General features: G+C 52.4%; 14 protein-coding genes. 8 read left to right on the top strand and 6 right to left on the bottom strand.

The features are described 5' to 3' along the window. Positions 1-70: 70 nt before the first annotated feature. The 7 genes from aceE to ACO0LK_RS11610 all read left to right on the top strand — a co-directional run bounded on the left by aceE (position 71) and on the right by ACO0LK_RS11610 (position 12,712). A complete protein-coding gene (gene aceE / locus ACO0LK_RS11640) occupies positions 71-2,767 on the top strand; it encodes a pyruvate dehydrogenase (acetyl-transferring), homodimeric type (protein ID WP_422975181.1) in 2,697 nt (898 codons plus the stop codon). 136 nt (positions 2,768-2,903) lie between these two features. Next, positions 2,904-4,244 carry a dihydrolipoyllysine-residue acetyltransferase gene (gene aceF, locus ACO0LK_RS11635; RefSeq protein WP_422975179.1) on the top strand — a complete coding sequence of 447 codons (1,341 nt, stop codon included), beginning with the start codon at positions 2,904-2,906 and terminating at the stop codon, positions 4,242-4,244. A gap of 14 nt (positions 4,245-4,258) precedes the next feature. Next, entirely contained in the window at positions 4,259-6,388 is a 2,130-nt protein-coding gene (gene lpdA, locus ACO0LK_RS11630; protein ID WP_422975177.1) for a dihydrolipoyl dehydrogenase, read from the top strand. Between the two features lie 196 nt (positions 6,389-6,584). Then, positions 6,585-9,485, top strand: a complete 2,901-nt coding sequence (locus ACO0LK_RS11625; RefSeq protein ID WP_422975175.1) for a M16 family metallopeptidase — start codon at positions 6,585-6,587, stop codon at positions 9,483-9,485. A gap of 315 nt (positions 9,486-9,800) precedes the next feature. After that, positions 9,801-10,907 (top strand): HD-GYP domain-containing protein, encoded by a 1,107-nt coding sequence (locus ACO0LK_RS11620; RefSeq protein WP_422975173.1) that lies wholly within the window; start codon positions 9,801-9,803, stop codon positions 10,905-10,907. A gap of 22 nt (positions 10,908-10,929) precedes the next feature. Then, positions 10,930-11,475 (top strand): GNAT family N-acetyltransferase, encoded by a 546-nt coding sequence (locus ACO0LK_RS11615; RefSeq protein ID WP_422975171.1) that lies wholly within the window; start codon positions 10,930-10,932, stop codon positions 11,473-11,475. 202 nt (positions 11,476-11,677) lie between these two features. Beyond that, positions 11,678-12,712, top strand: coding sequence for a GGDEF domain-containing protein (locus ACO0LK_RS11610; protein WP_422975169.1), 1,035 nt, complete (start codon positions 11,678-11,680; stop codon positions 12,710-12,712). A gap of 58 nt (positions 12,713-12,770) precedes the next feature. Here the strand turns inward: ACO0LK_RS11610 and ACO0LK_RS11605 are convergent, their stop codons facing one another. The 5 genes from ACO0LK_RS11605 to ACO0LK_RS11585 are packed head-to-tail and all read right to left on the bottom strand — an operon-like array spanning position 12,771 to position 17,327. Beyond that, complete coding sequence (locus tag ACO0LK_RS11605) at positions 12,771-14,024, bottom strand: hypothetical protein (RefSeq protein WP_422975167.1); 1,254 nt, start codon at positions 14,022-14,024, stop codon at positions 12,771-12,773. A 2-nt stretch (positions 14,025-14,026) separates the two neighbouring features. Continuing rightward, positions 14,027-14,767, bottom strand: coding sequence for an outer membrane lipoprotein-sorting protein (locus tag ACO0LK_RS11600; RefSeq protein ID WP_422975165.1), 741 nt, complete (start codon positions 14,765-14,767; stop codon positions 14,027-14,029). A 15-nt stretch (positions 14,768-14,782) separates the two neighbouring features. Then, a complete protein-coding gene (locus ACO0LK_RS11595) occupies positions 14,783-16,000 on the bottom strand; it encodes an ABC transporter permease (protein WP_422975163.1) in 1,218 nt (405 codons plus the stop codon). Beyond that, positions 15,997-16,683, bottom strand: a complete 687-nt coding sequence (locus tag ACO0LK_RS11590) for an ABC transporter ATP-binding protein (protein WP_422975161.1) — start codon at positions 16,681-16,683, stop codon at positions 15,997-15,999. Before ACO0LK_RS11590 ends, ACO0LK_RS11595 begins: the two co-directional genes overlap by 4 nt. Then, complete coding sequence (locus ACO0LK_RS11585; RefSeq protein ID WP_422975159.1) at positions 16,680-17,327, bottom strand: hypothetical protein; 648 nt, start codon at positions 17,325-17,327, stop codon at positions 16,680-16,682. The genes ACO0LK_RS11590 and ACO0LK_RS11585 overlap by 4 nt, the downstream gene beginning before the upstream one ends. A gap of 266 nt (positions 17,328-17,593) precedes the next feature. Between ACO0LK_RS11585 and ACO0LK_RS11580 the strand changes: the two genes are divergently transcribed. Further along, entirely contained in the window at positions 17,594-18,715 is a 1,122-nt protein-coding gene (locus ACO0LK_RS11580; RefSeq protein ID WP_422975157.1) for a DUF2855 family protein, read from the top strand. Positions 18,716-18,718: 3 nt separating this feature from the next. Here ACO0LK_RS11580 and ACO0LK_RS11575 read toward each other — a convergent pair whose 3' ends face one another. Beyond that, positions 18,719-19,444 carry a substrate-binding periplasmic protein gene (locus ACO0LK_RS11575; RefSeq protein ID WP_422975155.1) on the bottom strand — a complete coding sequence of 242 codons (726 nt, stop codon included), beginning with the start codon at positions 19,442-19,444 and terminating at the stop codon, positions 18,719-18,721. Positions 19,445-19,676: the final 232 nt, after the last annotated feature.

Genomic DNA, 19,676 nt, shown 5'->3' with positions numbered 1-19,676 from the left:
TTCAAGCCGTAATTTGTCGATTCGCCCACGCGCGTTTCACCCAAACGTGCAATAACAGGAGACCCCTTCTATGTCACCCCAGATAGACCAGGTGCTGGCCCAGGCCGCCAATGATCCCGATGTAGTTGAAACCAATGAATGGCTGGATGCGCTGGAAGCCGTTATCGAAACGGAAGGGCCAGAACGTGCTCATTACCTGATGGAGCGCATGGTGGACCTGGCGCGTCGTCGTGGTGCCCATATCCCGTTCTCCAGCAATACGGCGTACGTGAATACCATTCCTGCTGACCAGGGTGAACATTGCCCTGGCAATCTGGAAATCGAAGAGCGCCTGCGTTCCTATATGCGCTGGAACGCGATGGCCATGGTGGTCAAGGCCAATCGCGTAGATGGCGACCTTGGTGGTCACCTGTCCAGCTTTGCTTCGCTGGCAAACATGCTGGGCATAGGTTTCAACCATTTCTGGCATGCCCCGACTGAAGACCATGGCGGCGATCTGCTCTACATCCAGGGCCATTCTTCCCCTGGTATCTATGCCCGTGCCTTCCTCGAAGGCCGTCTGTCTGAAGAGCAATTGTTGCATTTCCGTCGCGAAGTCGATGGCAAAGGCCTGTCTTCTTACCCGCATCCAAAACTGATGCCAGACTTCTGGCAATTCCCTACCGTATCCATGGGTTTGGGCCCGCTGATGGCGATCTATCAGGCACGATTCCTGAAGTATCTGCATGCACGTGGCATTGCTGACACAGAGAAGCGCAAAGTCTGGGCTTTCTGTGGTGATGGTGAGATGGATGAACCGGAATCCATGGGCGCGATCGGCATGGCTGGCCGCGAACAACTCGATAATCTGGTGATCGTCGTCAACTGTAACCTCCAACGTCTGGACGGCCCGGTACGTGGTAATGGCAAGATCATCCAGGAACTGGAATCGGATTTCCGTGGCGCCGGCTGGAATGTCGTCAAAGTGATTTGGGGTAGCGGCTGGGATGAATTGCTGGCCAAGGACAAGGACGGTATCCTGCAAAAAGTCATGATGGAAACCGTGGATGGCGAATACCAGAACTACAAAGCCAAGGACGGTGCCTATGTACGCAGCCACTTCTTTGGCAAGCATCCAAAATTGCTGGAAATGGTCAGTAAAATGTCGGATGACGACATCTGGCGCCTGACCCGTGGTGGCCATGATCCACACAAGATTTATGCTGCATTCAAAGTTGCCCAGGAAAACAAGGGGCAGCCTACCGTCATCCTGGCGAAAAGTATCAAGGGCTTTGGTTTCGGCAAATCCGGCGAAGCACGCAACACCGCCCACAATACCAAGAAGCTCGACGATGAAGCCATCAAGGCCATGCGTGACCGCTTCCAGTTGCCGATTGCTGATGCTGAACTGCCGAATATTCCTTTCTTCAAACCGGCTGACGACACGCCAGAAATGCAATACCTGCATGCGCGTCGTAAAGAACTCGGTGGCTACCTGCCACAGCGCCGTCAAAAAGCCGACGAGGCTTTGGTGGTGCCAGAACTGACAGCCTTCCAGGCGATGCTGGAACCAACGGCTGAAGGCCGTGAAATTTCGACGACGGCTGCCTATGTACGTATCCTGACTGCCTTGCTGCGCGACGCCAGCCTGGGTCAGCGCGTGGTGCCTATCATGGTCGATGAATCCCGTACCTTTGGTATGGAAGGTCTGTTCCGTCAGATCGGTATTTTCAGCCAGGTTGGTCAGTTGTATGAACCGGTCGATAAAGACCAGGTCATGTACTACCGCGAAGATAAAGCCGGTCAGATTTTGCAGGAAGGTATCAATGAAGCCGGTGGTATGAGTTCATGGATCGCTGCGGCGACTTCGTACTCGACCAATAACCGCGTCATGATCCCGTTCTATACCTATTACTCCATGTTCGGTCTGCAGCGCATTGGCGATCTGGCCTGGGCTGCTGGCGATATGCGTGCACGTGGTTTCTTGCTCGGTGGTACTGCCGGTCGTACGACGCTGAATGGTGAAGGTTTGCAGCATGAAGATGGTCATAGCCATGTACTGGCTTCCACCATCCCTAACTGTATTCCTTACGATCCGACCTTTGCCCATGAAGTGGCAGTCATCATGCATGATGGCTTGCGTCGTATGGTCACCAATCAGGAAGACGTGTTCTATTACATCACCCTGATGAATGAAAACTATAGCCACCCAGGTCTGAAGGCGGGTCAGGAAGAGGGCATCATCAAGGGCCTGTACCTGTTGCAAAAATCTGAACAGACCACCAAGCATCGCGTGCAACTGATGGGCTCAGGCACTATCTTGCGTGAAGTGATCGCTGGTGCTGAACTGTTGCAAAATGACTGGGGCATTGCTGCCGATGTCTGGTCTGCACCATCCTTCACCCTGCTGGCGCGTGATGGTCAGGATGCAGAACGCTGGAACATGTTGCATCCGACTGAAGAGCCACGGGTGCCGTATATCGCACAATGTCTGAAAGACACGGCTGGCCCTATCGTCGTGGCAACAGACTATATGCGTACCTTCGCTGAACAAGTCCGTGCATTTGTTCCAAAAAACCGCAGCTATAAGGTCCTGGGTACGGATGGTTTTGGTCGCTCTGATTCCCGCGCCAAATTGCGTGAATTCTTTGAAGTCAACCGTTACTTCGTGGTCATCGCTGCCTTGAAAACACTGGCTGATGAAGGTGCCTTGTCTGCATCCGTGGTGGCGCAGGCAATTGCCAAATACGGTATCAATGCAGATAAACCTAATCCGGTTACTGTGTAATTTTACGTCTGACACCCACTAACATTTCCTGCCTCTTTCATTTTTAGAGAAGGGCAGGATGAGCGTGAAGACAGCGTAAAAGCCTGGCTTCACCCCAACCGCCCTGCGATAAAGCGGGGCGACAATGGAGAAAATTATGAGTAGCGTAGAAGTCAAAGTGCCGGATATTGGTGATTTCAAGGAAGTTGAAGTCATTGAGCTGATGGTCAAAGTCGGCGACACCATCAAGGTGGATCAGTCACTGATCACCGTAGAATCAGATAAAGCCAGCATGGAAATTCCATCCAGCCATGCAGGCGTAGTGACAGAAATTAAAGTCAAAGTCGGCGACAAGGTTGCTGAAGGTTCCTTGCTGGTCGTGGTTGATGCTGCGGCAACTACGGCAACTACCGCAGCACCTGCGGCGGGATCTGCACCAGCGGCCCCAGCAGCGCCAGTAGCTGCAACACCAGCACCAGCGGCCCCAGCACCAGTGCCAGCCGCCGCGCCTGCCCCAGTTGCAGCGCCAGCAGCACCATCTGCTCCTGTAGCAACAGCCAGCGCAGGCAAGGCTCATGCGTCCCCATCCATACGCAAATTTGCGCGTGAATTGGGTGTTGATCTGACACGCGTTGCCGGTTCCGGTCAAAAAGGCCGTATCACGCAAGAAGACGTACAAAACTTCGTCAAGGGCATCATGGCGGGCAGCACAGCCGTTGCTGCGGTTTCTGCTCCTGCAAAAAATGGCAGTGGCGTTGGTCTCGATGTATTGCCATGGCCATCGCTGGATTTCAGCAAGTTTGGCGCGACCACGACATCGCCTTTGTCACGTATCAAAAAACTCAGCGGCCCCAATTTGCACCGCAACTGGGTAATGATCCCGCATGTCACGCAATTTGATGAAGCCGATATCAGCGACCTCGAAGAATTCCGTAAGTCATCGAACGAAGCCCTGGTCAAATCCGGCGTCAAACTGACGATGCTGGCTTTTGTTATCAAGGCCAGCGTTGCTGCACTCAAAAAATTCCCGGCATTTAATTCTTCGCTCGATGCGACAGGTGAAAACCTGATCCTGAAACAGTATTACAACGTCGGCTTTGCTGCTGACACGCCGAATGGCCTGGTGGTGCCAGTCGTTAAAAACGCAGACCAGAAAACCTTGTCGCAAATCGCCGTTGAAATGGGTGAGTTGTCAGCCCAGGCACGCGATGGCAAACTGAAACCTGCTGACATGCAGGGCGCAACCTTCACCATATCTTCACTCGGCGGCATCGGTGGCACAGCATTCACGCCTATCATCAATGCGCCTGAAGTGGCGATCCTGGGCTTGTCCAAATCCAGTATCAAACCAGTCTGGGATGGCAAACAATTCCAGCCACGCCTGATGCTGCCTTTGTCGCTGTCATATGACCACCGCGTCATTGATGGTGCCATGGCTGCCAAGTTCACCGCTTATCTGGCCGATGTCCTGGCCGATCTGCGTAAAACCTTGCTGTGAACGGAGACCAGACTATGAGCACTATCGAAGTCAAAGTACCCGATATCGGTGATTTCAAGGAAGTTGAAGTCATCGAATTGCTGGTCAAGGTGGGTGATACCATCAAGGTCGATCAATCGCTGGTGACTGTCGAATCTGACAAGGCCAGCATGGAAATTCCATCCAGCCGTGCCGGTGTCATCAAGGAATTGAAAGTCAAACTGGGCGACAAGATTGCCGAAGGCAGCCTGCTGCTAGTGATTGAGGCTGAGGGGGCTACGGCAAGTGCAGCGCCTGCGGTTGCTCCGGCAGTTGCGGCCGCTCCTGCGCCAGCATCAGCACCCGCCGCTGCGCCTGCTCCTGTGGTTGCAGCACCTGCCGGACCAGTCGGTATCATAGAAGTCAAAGTCCCTGATATCGGTGATTTCAAGGAAGTTGAAGTCATCGAAGTCATGGTCAAGGTTGGCGACAGCATCAAGGTAGACCAGTCGCTGATCACCGTCGAATCTGACAAGGCCAGTATGGAGATTCCATCCAGCCATGCGGGTACGGTAAAAGAAATCAAGGTCAAGGTCGGCGACAAGGTTGCTGAAGGCAGCTTGTTGTTGCTGGTCGAAGCCGCAGGTCAGGCAGCTTCTGCTCCTGCTGCTGCTGCTGCTGCTGCTGCTGCTCCAGTTGCTCAGGCCGCCCCTGCCGCATCTGCCACCCCCACACCAATCGCTTCCGGCTACACCGGCAAGGTCGATGTTGAATGCGACATGATGGTCTTAGGTGCGGGTCCTGGCGGTTATTCTGCCGCCTTCCGTTCTGCTGATCTGGGCATGAACACAGTACTGGTCGAGCGTTATTCCACCCTCGGTGGTGTCTGCCTGAACGTAGGTTGTATTCCATCCAAGGCACTGTTGCACGTGGCCGCCGTGATTGATGAAACTGCATCGATGGCTGCGCATGGCGTGACATTTGCCAAGCCAGAAATCGATATCGACAAACTGCGCGGCTACAAGGAAAGCGTCATCAAGAAAATGACGACTGGCCTGAATGGCATGGCGAAAGCCCGCAAGGTCAATGTAGTGCAGGGTGTGGGTCAGTTCCTCAGTCCTAACCATATTGAAGTCACCGCGGCGGATGGCAGCAAGAAAACCGTACAGTTCAAGCAGGCGATCATTGCCGCTGGTTCTTCTGTCGTGAACCTGCCTTTCGTACCGGCTGATCCACGCATTGTTGACAGCACCGGCGCGCTGGAATTGCGTCAGATACCAAAACGCATGCTGGTCATCGGCGGCGGCATCATTGGTCTGGAAATGGCGACCGTGTATTCCACCCTGGGTTCACGCATTGACGTCGTTGAAATGCTGGATGGCCTGATGCAGGGCGCGGACCGTGACATGGTCAAGGTCTGGCAAAAATTCAATGAAAAACGTTTTGACAACATCATGTTGAAAACCAAAACGGTTGCTGTTGAAGCCCTGCCTGAAGGTATCAAGGTCACGTTCGAAGCTGCCGAAGCTGGCGCAACTGCACCCGCACCACAAGTCTATGACCTGGTGCTGGTTGCGGTAGGCCGTAGCCCCAACGGCAAGAAAATTGCTGCCGACAAGGCAGGCGTGGCGGTGACTGACCGTGGCTTCATCAATGTCGACAAGCAAATGCGCACTAACGTGCCGCATATCTTTGCGATTGGTGACCTGGTTGGCCAGCCCATGCTGGCACACAAGGCCGTGCATGAAGCACACGTCGCAGCCGAAGCAGCATCCGGTGAAAAAGCTTACTTCGATGCCAGCGTGATTCCATCCGTTGCCTATACCGACCCTGAAGTCGCATGGGTAGGTATGACGGAAGATGAAGCCAAGGCCAAGGGCGTGAAGCTTGAAAAAGGTCATTTCCCATGGGCAGCTTCTGGCCGTGCCGTGGCGAATGGCCGTGACGAAGGCTTCACCAAGTTGCTGTTTGATGCAGAAACCAAACGTATCGTCGGTGGCGGCATCGTCGGCACGCATGCCGGTGACATGATAGGCGAGATCGCCCTGGCGATTGAAATGGGTGCAGATGCAGTCGATATCGGCAAGACCATCCATCCACATCCTACCCTGGGTGAATCGATAGGCATGGCGGCTGAAGTGTATAAAGGTGTCTGTACCGATTTGCCACCGCAGCGCAAGAAGTAAAGTAATTTGGCAGTAAGCAGGTATGACCCCCGTTGCAGGAAACTGCCGCGGGGTTTTGCTTTTGTGGCGGTGGTAGTAGCGATAGTCGCAATCGCAAACCTGGCAGGGAATGTGCTTTTGCTGAACTTGTTCTTGCATTTGCAGTCTTATGACGACAATATCATCTACCTAAATGATTTCCTTATCCGGAGAAAAAATGAAAAAAATGCTACCCGCCACGCCGGCTTTGACTCTTGCTTTGGCACTGGCAGGCCTAGGCCTTGCTTTACCTCTGCAAGCGCAAGATTCTGGCACCGGCAGCGTCAAATCTGCCAACAAGTCTGTCAAGGAAGCACAGGGTAGCAAGGATGTATTGCCATTCCAGGCTACAGAAAAGCTGTTGCCAAATGGCTTGAAAATCATCATCGTGCCCACTGGCCTGCCAAATATCGTATCGGTACAGATTCCGGTGCAGACCGGTTCACGCAATGAGGTGGAACCTGGCAAATCCGGCTTTGCTCATTTTTTTGAACATATGATGTTTCGCGGCACCAAGGACATCCCCGCAGAAAAATACAAGGATATCCTGACCGCCACCGGCGCACGCCAGAATGCCTATACCAGTGATGACCTGACGAATTACTACACGACTTTTTCCAAGGAAGACCTGGAAACGGTATTGAGAATTGAAGCAGATCGCTTCCAGCATCTTTCATATAGCGAAAGTGATTTCAAGACGGAATCACGGGCCGTGCTGGGTGAATACAATAAAAACAGCGCCAATCCCATCACCAAATTGCTGGAAGTGATGCGTGATACTGCTTTCCAGAAACATACCTATAAGCATACGACCATGGGCTTCCTCAAGGATATTGAGGACATGCCGAATCAGTACGCTTATTCCAAAACTTTCTTCGACCGCTGGTACCGCCCGGAATACACCACCATCATCGTGGCCGGTGATGTCGAACCCAAATCCACCATCGCCATGATAGAAAAATACTGGGGTCAATGGCAGCGAGGTAAAGCCCAGCCCCCGGTACCGGCCGAACCGGCAGCGACGGGCGCCCTGTATAAACATGTGCAGTGGCCTAGCCCAACCTTGCCGTATGTCGCCGTTGCTTTCCATGCACCGGCTTTTTCTGTGACGAACAAGGAACATGCGGCATTGAGCATGTTACTGTCCTTGTCCTTTGGCAGTACTTCAGATATCTACAAGCGCTTGCAACAGGATGAACAAAAGGTAGATCAGTTATTTGATTTCACCCCTCCCTCTGTGGATCCAGGTCTGGCGGTGATAGGCGCGCGCGTCAAGAAGCTTGAAGATACCGTGTACGTGCGTGACGCCATCCTGCAAAAGATTGCCCGCATCGTACAGACACCCTTGGCCGATCAGGAACTGGCCGACGCCAAATCCGCACTTAAATATGGCCTGATACGCAGCCTTGATAATACAGACCAGATCGCTGGCACCCTGGCACGCTTTGTTCATTACAAACGTTCCTACGCCACCATCAATCAGTTTTATAAAGTGATTGATAGCCTGACACCGGCAGATTTGCAGGCAGTCGCCAGGAAATACCTGGTTGATGACGGTATGGTCGTTACCAGTCTGTCGAATGCAGCCCTGCCAGCAGAGTTGAGCAGCCTGCCGAAACTGGCCAGCTTCAATGACAAAGCTGTGGACGGCAAGTTCGACGTACTGGTGCAGGCATCGAAGTTGCCACAAATCCGCTTCAAGCTGGTGTTTGCTGCTGGTTCGGCACAAGACCCGGCTGGCAAGGAAGGCCTGGCCAGAATGACGGCAGCGATGATAGACAGTGCCGGTTCGAAAGAACGCAAGATCGATGAAGTCAAGAAAATCCTGTTCCCGCTGGCAGCCAGTTTCTCGGCCCAGACAGATAAGGAAATGACCAGCTTCAGTGGTTCCGTACACAAGGAAAAATGGAAAGAGTTTGTCCAGATCGCCTTGCCGCAATTGCTGGAACCCGGCTTCCGTGAAGAAGACTTCCGCCGTATCAAGGATGAACAGAAAAATGCCTTGTTGCTGGACCTGAAAGACAATAACGAAGAAGAGTTTGCCAAGGAACGTTTGCAGACCAATGTGTTTGCCGGTTCTGCCTATGCCCATCCGGTATTGGGAACGGTTAAGGCTATAGATGCCATTACCCTGGATGATGTCAGACAGTTCTGGAAAAAAGCCTATACCACGGGTGCGCTGAAAGTCGGTATTTCCGGTGATGTATCTGACGCCATGGTGACCAGTCTGAAGCAAACCTTGAACAAACTGCCGGATGGTGCCGGCATGGCTGCCATTACTGCACCAGTCGGCAAAGTCAGTCAGGGAATGGAAGTCGAAATCATAGAAAAGAATACCCGTGCAACAGCGATTTCCATGGGCTTTCCTATTGCGGTTACCCGTTCACATCCTGACTTTGCAGCACTGTGGCTGGCGAAAACCTGGCTGGGTGAACATCGCTCCAGTTCTTCCCATCTGTATCAGCGCATACGTGAAATACGCGGCATGAACTATGGTGATTATGCGTATATCGAAGCCTTCCCGGGTGGCATGTTCATGTCTTTCCCGACGCCTAATCGTGTCCGTCAATCGCAGTTGTTTGAAATCTGGATACGCCCGGTAGCGCCGGAAAATGCCCATATGGCCCTGCGTGTCGCCGTGGCTGAACTGGACAAGATGGTGAATCAGGGTTTGAGCAAGGAACAGTTTGAAATTACCCGCACTTACTTGATGAAGAATGTCTTCATGATGACGGCAACGCAAGACCAGCAACTGGGTTATGCCCTGGATGCACAATGGTATCGCACGCCAGAGTTCACGAAAATGATGCGCGATAATTTGTCTAAACTCAGTCTGACCGATGTCAATACCGCCATGAAAAAACACCTGTCGGCGCAAAACATGTCGGTGGTCATGATTGCCAAGGATGCGGTGGGTCTGAAAGACAAGCTGGTGTCTGATGGTTTTTCTGCGATCAAATACAACTCCGAAAAACCTAAGGAATTGCTGGATGAAGACCAGGTCATCGGTAACCGCAAATTGAACATCAAGGCGGAAGCAGTCAGCATTACACCTGCCAGCAAGGTTTTTGCCGAATAAAGCGCAGTGGGCAGAATTGAAGATGCGTTAAAAAGTCCTGAAGCCGCAAGGTTTCGGGACTTTTTTATTTGCCTATGAATACCATGCTTTAAGGCAGTAAAAAATGTAAATAATGCATCATAAATTTGTCACGAGAGAGATATTTGCCATTTGATCAATCTTTCTTTTAATCAAAATATTGATTCATGTGACACGACATGCAAAACTGCCACTACACTTCAGGAATTGATGAGGGTGTGGTCTGCCACTATAATTTCCTCCATTCTTTACATTCATCTTTTTCCACTGATGCAGTACAAATATGAACGGTCCACAATGAACACACCGCATGGCGCTGATACCTTTACCTGCCCGGAATTTCTGGCCATGGAACGTACTATCATCGACGATTTTGTCGATTGCACGCGTGAGGCGTGTGAAGAGGCCGAGGCTTGTGTCAAGGAACTCAATAGTGGTGGCGGTACCGCCTATATCCACCGCCTGTTCCGTGCCATGCATTCGCTCAAGGGCAATTGCCAGATGGTGGGGCTGGGGCCTTTTACTGATTTGCTGCACCGCATAGAAGAAATCGTCGCCAGAGTTCGCGCGAACCAGGATCCTTATTTCCGCGAACTGGGCGAATTTTTACTGCTGGCAAATGATGAAGTCGAAGATTTGCTGAATGATTTGATCGCTCATGGTTTTACCAGCGATATCCGGCGCAAGAAATTATTTGACTTGTGTGATGCACTGCAAAAAAACAGTGCACATGGCTTTCAGCCTCAACACTTCAAGGATGCCATTGCACTGCTGGATGGCAAAGCCGAAAGCAATGACACAGTGTCAAAACCCCAGAAGGTTGTACTGGAATTGCCGGCCGACATGGAGCTGATGCGCAAATTTGCTGCGCATATTGACAATCTCAGTATCTACCGCAAGAACCGTACTGACCAGGTCGCGCAATTGACGGAGTCGCTGAATGAGGCGTTGAACTTTCTGGTCGATGCAGAGCAACTGAAAGTCGCGTCTCTCATGCATGACGTGGGCATGAGCTTCATCCCGCATAGCATCTTTAACAAGGAAGGTGTCCTGTCCAAGGAAGAAGTCAAAAAAATCCAGGAACATGTGGTCACCAGCAGCCAGCTACTATTGCGCTTTGGTGGCTGGGATGAAGCCGCACGCATGGTGCTGGATCATCATGAACGCTTTGACGGCTCCGGCTATCCAAATGGCTTGCAGGGCGAGCAGATTCATCCGGGCGCCCGCATGCTATCCATCGTCGATACCTTTTGCTCGGTCACCAATGAACGTTCAGATCGCAGCTACAAGCGCAGCCTGCTGAGCGCCATTTCAGAAATCAATGCCAATAGTGACAGCCAGTTTGATCCACAGATGGTCGAAGTATTCAATTCGGTGGTACGCAAGCTTATCGCCAAACAATAGACTTGCCTTTTTAGTATTCGATATGCAGATAACCAACATCCCTGATCCGGGTCTTGATGATTTGACACTGCGCAATATCCGTGTTGATGATGCCAGTGCATGGTATGCCTACCTGAAGAACCCCGATGCCATACGTCATACCAGCTGGAATCTGGAATCGGCAGACGACTTGCTGCCCCAGCTTGCCATGTATGAAACAGATGCGGTCAATTCGCCCATACGTCTGGCTATCGCTAGAAAGGTGGATGATGTGCTGATAGGGACAGTCGGTTTTCATACCATGTCCGACGTTAACCGCAGTGCAGAACTGGCCTATGACCTGGCACCTGAATACTGGGGCAAACGCATCATGCCTGCCGCCGCCCGGGCCATGTGTGAATGGGGTTTTGGTGAGGGCGGGCTGAATCGGATACAGGCCACGGTACTGGAAACGAATGTCAATTCGGTGAGCGTGCTGGAGCGTCTGGGATTTCAGCGCGAGGGCTATTTGCGGGCCTTTCGCATGGTACGTGGCAAGCCGGGTAATTTCTGGATGTACGCATTGCTGCATCCGCACATGATCGACTGATTGTCGGCGGCATTTTCACTGGATTGTCAGTCAATATTTTCAAAGCTGTTTTTTTCCTGCCAACGCTAGCGTTTTGTGTTGGACATAGGCGCCCTGTATGAGTTAGTCTGGAGACGAACAAATGCAAAATTGAACTCAAGCCCGATGAGTAAGATGTCGTGTGTCTGATTGCTCGCCAGCTTAGCTGCCAGGGAAATTCAGTATGTTTTTAAAACGCTCAAAAGAAGAAATCATCTTGCTGATGCTCTGCGGACTGAGCATACCCAGCATACTTCCTTTCGGCCTTATCCGCATGGCCCAGAAGAACTGGTTGCTGGCAACCGTCGATTTGCTGATTGTTGCCGGCATGTTATGCATCATGCTGTTTGTCTGGCGTACCCGGCGCGTGCGCTTTGCAGGTCTGGCCGTTACCGTGTTTTATTCCATGGGCATGCTGGCCGCCATCTATATCAAAGGGCAGGCCATCGTGTATTGGGTCTATCCCACCATGATTGCCGCATTCTTTATCCTGCGTGCCAACGAAGCCCTGATGATCAACTCCGTCTCCCTGGCGTGCCTGATAGGCATTTTGTTCAGTGCGATGTCGGTACTGGATCTGTCCAGCATCGTCGTGACGCTGGTACTGATCAATCTGTTCGCTGCCATTTTCTCGCATAGAACCAACCTACAGCATTCTGAACTGAACCAGCAGGCCGAAAAAGATTTTCTGACCGGAGTAGGCAATCGCCGTGCCTTTGACCGCAAGTTGCAGGAAATTTGTGCCGATGATCATTCCCAGGTAAATGCCTGCCTGCTGATACTCGATCTGGATCATTTCAAGAAAGTGAATGACCAGTTTGGTCACTCGGTAGGGGATCAGGTGCTGATCAATTTCTGTTCACTGTTACGTGGGCGCATTCGTGCCATTGATAGCCTGTTTCGCTATGGAGGCGAAGAGTTTGTGGTGATTGCCATGGGCGCTGACGACGTCACCGGTGCCCGCTTTGCCGAAGAATTGCGTGCACTGGTAGAAAAATCAGAACTGCTGCGCGAATACCCGGTAACGGTTTCTATTGGTATCGCCAAAAAACTGCCTGGCGAAGACACCGATACCTGGTTCCAGCGTGCCGATACCATGTTGTATGCGGCAAAACTTTCAGGGCGCAATGCTGTGCGCATGGACCATCTTCCCCGGTCCGATACAGCCAGCGGCGTTGCTGCATCCTTCTTGTCGGCCGGTCACGGCGGGCACACATGAACAATAGCGCAAACAGCCGGGCAGGGCGATGAGATTACTGATCAGGACCGCGGGCTGATCAGAACGCCCAACTGGCCGATAGATAAGCCATCCTGCTATCTGGCAGTTGCGCCAGTACCGCCTTGGTGGGGCCGCCATACAGACGCAGGCCGGCATTGATGCTGATGCGGTCACCTTGCCAGCCCACGGCTGCAGTGATGATGCGGCCATTGTCTTCCGGCGTCCACAAAATATCCAGCGAAGGTTGCCAGTTGTTTTCCTGCCAGCTCCAGCGCGCGAAAACGTTCTTGCGACGGATATTGCCCGACGCTGACAATGCCTGGTTTTGCCAGGCCAGGTTATAGCCAATCACTTGCCGCATTTGCGGCAGATAATTTACGCTGGCCTGCAAGGCTTGATTGCGGGTGTTCCAGTCTTGCCATTCCCGGCCGGACAGGGCGGTGCCATCCCACCAGGCTTCCAGGAAAAAACTGTGTTGCGATTCTGTCGTGTAATTGGCACCCAGCATGGCTTGCACGACATTATTTTGCGTGCTGTTTTTCCAGGGTGTGTTGCGTTGCAAAAGGCTGCTGTCGGCATTCATGCGCAGACCTGTATTGCGCTGCATATAGCGCAGGGATGCATGTACTTCCATTTCATCGGTCGCCACCCATGACGCTGCTGCACCGACACTGCCGCCATTTTTCTGTCCATAACGGGCAAAGCCATGTAAATCGACACCGCCAGTGTGATGATAGACGCGGGCGGCAAGGGCTTGTTCATCCGCGACATCGGTGCTTGCTGCATGGCCAGGGTTGACCCAGACCGCAGACACCGACGTGGTCGCATTGAAGTATTCGACACTGGCCAAAGCTTTGCCTATGACGGTGTTGCTGATCAGTGAACGGCGCTTTTCCTGCGCCACGACATCATTTGGCCTGAAACCATAGCCTACATCCCAGGCGATGGTTTTTTTACCAGCGCTGAACTGCCAGGCACCATCCCCCATGCTGCCATACAATTCATTCAGCCATGCAGTGGCCTGAGTGCGCCCGCCATCATTCATCTGTCCTTGCACGGTAGCGACTGCATTGATGCCCTTGGCGTTGGCGCGCAACTCGGTTTCCATGACGGCCAACTGCGCATGGCTGCTGGTCAGCCCGGGGGCAAGCTGATTCGCTATGGCTAGCTGGCTGGCACTGTTGCTGGTCGTGCTGTTGACCAGCCCCCGCACCTGGCCACTGAAATCGGGTTCTTCAGCCATTACCACAAAGGGTGTGCAGAACAATACTGTCAGCAAGCTGGCAAGTGCATGGTGTTTGAAATCAGGCATGCTTACTCCAGACTGGGGTTTTTCGCCAGGAACATAGGGTTCAGCCATTGTTCTGGCACTGTTTTTTGCTTGCGGCTGATATACCGTACCCGCGTCTCTTTATGGCTGCTCAACTGGTCCAGCAACAGCATTTCAGACACGGCTGTCGGCGCTTGTGGCTTGTCCAGAATGAAGCTGGCCTGCTTGGCGAGTTTTTCTGATTGCACATACAAATCTGCCTTGACCGGTTCATGCCGGGTTTTGCCCAGCCACAGTTCTATGCGCTGGTAAGCCACCGATTTGCGCACGGCATTCAGACTCAGGTGCAGACAGGGTTTGTCATTGCATTTTTCTTCGCCTATGATTTTGCCGGTGTAATCCTGGGACCAGCTCATGGTGGCTATGTCACCGATGGAGGCGTCACCCAGCAATTTTTGCATGGGCGTAATCCGCAGCGGGCGTTGGCTGCCAGGTAACAGCATCCAGAAATCATCGCCGAGCATCAAAACCTTTTGCCCTTTTTCTGCCGGGCTTTTCATCAACACCAGTGACTGATGATTGGTTTGAGAAAATACCAGGTAATTTCTTTCTTTTTCCTTGCTGCCGTCTTTGGCATAGGTGGTGATCTCGGTTTCCACCTGCATGTTTTCTGTACCTATGCGAAACAGGTCGGCAGCTTTCAGCAAGTCACTGACTTCATCTGCCCTGACCAGGCCAGCGCTGCTTGCCAGCAGCAGGATGGCGATACGTGTATAAGTTTTCATGGTGTTTTCCGTTTTTTAATTGTGTGCCAGTGCATCGACGATGGGCTGACGCAGCGTCTTGCGGGCGATCAGTGCTGAAGACAGCATCGACAGAGCAATCATCGTGAAGATGGTGATCGCATACATTGCCGCATCTATGCTGATCAGCAATGGATAACCGCTGGAGCGTCCTGGTGGCGGGGGCATCTGCACTGGGAACACCGTCAGCAGCAAAGCCACGCTGATTGCTATGACTGCGCCCAGTACAGCACCTGCACCACCCAGCAACATGCCCTCGTAAGAAAAGCTGCGTGTCAGTTGTCCGGGTAAAGTACCCATGGCGCGCAGGGTGCCGATTTCGCGGGTACGTTCAATAATGGCCATGGCCATCGCATTCGCCACCACAAACACCACGATGAAGCTGATGATGGCACCCAGTGCACCAAAGATGCGGTTATACAAATCGCGGACTGACTTGTAAAAGAAAGCCTGTTCCAGCCAGTTTTGCACCGTCAGTTCGGGCAGTGTCTGTGCCAGCCTTGCCTGGGCTGGCATGGTTGCTTCCATGGAATTAAGGAAAACCCCAAGGCTGGAAACCCGCTGCGTATTCAACAGTTTTTGTGCTGTCCTGATATTCGAATACACCAGACGCTTGTCCAGATCAGGCACACCGGTTGAGACCAAGCCTTTGACAGTGACATCCACCGCATTCAGGGCACCGTCGGTGGTGCTTGCCATCAGTGTCAGGCTGCTGCCGGGCCTGGCTTTCAGGCTGCGTGCCAAGGCTTCACCCAGGACGATTTCTGCTTCTGTCGATTCAGTCTGTATCAGTTCACCTTCCTTGACTGTCAGGGTAGGGCCCTTGACAGAAAACTCGGCATCGGGGTCTATGCCTATCGCCAGCATGATGGTGGACTTGTCGCCATTGCTGATCAGGCCACTGTATTCAATGCGCGGCAAGACATAGCGCACGGCAGGGTCTGCCAGGATTTTGTTTTTCAGGTCACCGGCATTATCCAGCCCATACTGTAAAGGCACATCCTGGTCGCTGGTGAAGTGCTGGGGCTTGCCTATGATCAGGTGGCCGGTGCTACGCGCTGATATCTGTGCCAGGCCCTCATAAGTCGAATAGGCAAAACCACCGGCCAGCAAAATGGCAGCCGTGCCCAGGGCGGCTACCGCAACCGTAATGCTGGAACGGCGGCGATTGCGTAGCGTGTTATAAAACGCAAATTTCATCCAGCTCTGTTTCATTGCAGTCTCCCATCCAGCAAGGACACGATACGGTCGCTGCGGCTAGTCAGGCGGCTGTCGTGGCTGGCTATCACAAAAGCCACGCCTTCGGCATGGCCGCGTTCGCGCATCAGGTCCAGTACCTGGTCAGCAGTGTGTGAATCCAGGCTGGCCGTCGGTTCGTCGGCAATCACCAGGCTGGGCCGTTTGATCAGGGCACGGGCAATCGCCACCCTTTGCCGCTGACCGCCCGACAGAGCATCCGGCAAATGCTGCGCATGTTCATGCAGGCCGACGGCCTTCAATTGTGCCGCGACACGTTCACGTCGTTCTGCCAGCGGCACACCTGTCAGGAACAGGGGGTAATCCACGTTTTCAGCTACCGTCATGACCGGTACCAGATTAAAACTCTGGAAGATAAAACCTATGGTGTCGCGTCTTTGCAGAGTCTTTTGTGTGTCGCTGTATTGGTCAATGTTGACGCCGTTCAACAGAATGTCGCCGGAATCGACATCGTCGATCAATCCGCACAGGTTCAATATTGTGCTCTTGCCGCTACCTGACGGGCCAGTCAGTGCCAGCAGTTCGCCACGGGCCAGCGACAGGTCTACGCCTTGCAAGGCTTTGACCACATGGGTGCCCAGACGATAGGTTTTGTGAACTGCACGCAGTTCAATTGCAGGTGACAGGGCTGCCAGGTTCATGATGGCATTCCTTTCAGCATGGCTTTGGCGGCTTCTGCCTGCGGTACATTCTGTTTGATGGCGTCGTTCAGGTAGTGTTTGGCGTCTTCAGGTCTTTTTTGTTCATTGGCCAGGTTTGCTGCACGCATCAGTACTGACCCACGAAAGCCCGGTTCTGCTTTTTCGAACTGCTTGTGTTCCAGCACCTCGTTAAGCAATTTGAGACCGCGCGGGCCGCGATTCATGAAGGCCGGCACTGCCAGAAAAGTCGTTGCTGCCACAAATTTGACTTCCAGTATGACGGGCGTGCTGCCATGTCCTTGGGCGTTTTCGTTGCTGGCAGCCAGTTGCAGGGCTTTTTCCAGCATGGCCAGACCTTCTTCCGCATACGACATTTTCTTCCAGGGGAACATCGTGGTAACAGCCAATTTACCAGTGCTGGCCCCAGCATACGCCATCAACAGCGGGCTGGCGGGGTCCTGCTTCAGCAATTCATTGAAGGCATTCGCGGTACTTTCTTCATTTCCCTTGGCGGGCTGTATGAACTGCTGGAAAGCCGCCTGAAACTGGGTATCCGAAAATGCCAGTGCCTGGGATGACAGGGCAAAGAACAGGCTGCTGGCCAGCAGGAATTTTTTACCGGCAATGGTTTGAATGAGGGACATATGAGGCTCCTGTGCAGATTGAATAGATGAATACGGCGTGGTTTGTGCGACAGATGGAGCTTAAGCAGACAGCAGCCGTGCCTCAACGTCGATGCGACCAGATGCAGAAGTTTGGTGTGAGCGGGGGTGAAAACGGCGCGGAATGCAATGAATGCAGGATGGCTAGATTATTATATTTTTGAAAACTATTGAATTTGAAATACAGAGCCGGAAAAATTTCATAAATCATGCAATACTTGGTTTTTTAAAAAACATATAACGAGACCATGAGCATCCAACCCAAAGAATTCATCGTAAATAAAAGCAATTTGCCAGAGTCCAGGTTTGTTCCGCTGCATGTCCCAGAACCGGCGGATCTGAAAGACGGGCAGGTGCTGTTGCAGATAGACCGCTTTGCTTTTACCTCCAACAATGTCACCTACGCAGCTTTTGGCAAGGCCATGCAATACTGGAATTTCTTTCCTACAGAAGAGGGCTGGGGCAATATCCCGGTCTGGGGTTTTGCCGACGTGCTGGCATCCAGGGTTGACGGTGTGAGTGTGGGTGAACGCTTCTATGGTTACTACCCGATGGCAACCCATCTGACGGTCAATGCCACCAGGGTGTCGGATGCCGGTTTTACTGACGGCGCAGAACACCGCCAGGCCATGCATGGCTTGTATAACCACTACGTCAGAACCACGACTGATCCTGGCTATACCAAAGAATCTGAAGATGTGCAGGTCTTGTTGCGGCCCCTGTTTATCACGTCCTTCATGATTGATGATTTTCTCGATGATAATCAGTTCTTTGGCGCGCAGTCGGTACTGATATCCAGCGCATCAAGCAAAACGGCCTATGGCCTGGCGTTCATGCTGTCACTACGCAAGGAAAAGGCTTGTAAAGTCATCGGCTTGACGTCGGCAGCCAACCTGGAATTCGTACGCAATATGGGTATCTATGACCAGGTGATCAGTTATGATCAGGTCACCACACTGGCAGCCGATCAGGCTGTGGTTTATGTGGACATGGCAGGTAATGGACAATTGCGCAGCCAGTTACATCATCATTTTGGTGACAACATGAAATACAGTTGTGCCGTTGGCGGTACCCACTGGGACGAACTGAGCGGTGCATCCGATTTGCCGGGTGCCAGACCAACCCTGTTTTTTGCCCCCGCACAAATTAAAAAGCGCATGACAGACTGGGGCCCGGGCGGCGTACAGACACGCCTGGCACATGCCTGGCAAGCCTTCATGCAGCCTCTCATGGCCGCTGAAAAGCCATGGATGCAGGTCACTCACGGATACGGCGAAGCCGATGTGCGCCAGGTCTATGAAGCCATGCTGGGTGGTTCTGCGCGCCCGGATCAGGGGCATGTACTGTCACTGTGCCGCAAGCTTGATTGAGGATCAGTTTTTCCAGAGTGCAGGCAAGTCGCCTGACTTCCTGCCTCTGGTGATGGCGGCATTGATTTTATTGATGACTTCCGGCGCGCTGTCTATGCTGGAAGTGAAGTGGATGTGATCAACCAGAAAGGGTTTGGCAAATACCTTTACACCAAAATTCACCTGCATTTCAGTCCGGATGTTTTTGTCGCTCAGGTATTTATTCAATTCTGCTTCGAGGTCTTTGGCATTCGACATGCGCGAATTAACCAGCATCACATCCATGCGTCCTGACAAGAGCTTTTTTAAACGGGAACTGTTTTGTGGCTGGTCTTCTTCCACCCTGAACAGCACATTGCGTTTGCTGTCAATCTCATCGCCAAAACGTATACCCCGCACGATGCCAACTGATTTACCCTTCAGGTCGCGGATACTGGAAAACTCCATCTTGCTGTCATCCCTGACCACGACCCAGACAAAATCTGAAAACACAGGATCAGAGTAACGCATGGTTTTCAGTCTTTCGGTATTCTTGGACAGACCAAAACCCATTCCTTCGCCCTTGCCTATATTTTCGATGACGCGCGGTAGCGGATAGCGCCGCACATCAAATTCTATATCCAGTGCATGCTCAAAATAATGGAGGATTTTTTGATTTTCAGGGCGTATGGGCGCAATCTCACCATTTTCATCGCGAGTCTCTGGCAGCAATAATGGTACGACGGTTTTTGCATGCGCTGTCAACTGCATGCAAGAGCAGCAAATCAAAAGCAGACCTGCCAACCGACGGGCATAGGCACTCACATAAGCGCTCACATAGGCACGAAAAATAGAAGGCGACTTGTCTTGCACGTAATCTTCTCATTTTGAAGGATGCACTGATCATACCAGTAGCTCAGACTGGATTGTGACGTGGTTTTTCGAGGGGGAACAAGTTGACGCAAATTAACATATTCCATCCATTAATCTGCTTCCTGGTTGG

Origin of the sequence: Undibacterium sp. Ji49W (assembly GCF_049340205.1) — a bacterium.
In the GTDB taxonomy this organism is placed as follows: Bacteria; Pseudomonadota; Gammaproteobacteria; order Burkholderiales; family Burkholderiaceae_D; genus Undibacterium.
This window is presented reverse-complemented; position numbering and strand designations above follow the sequence as displayed.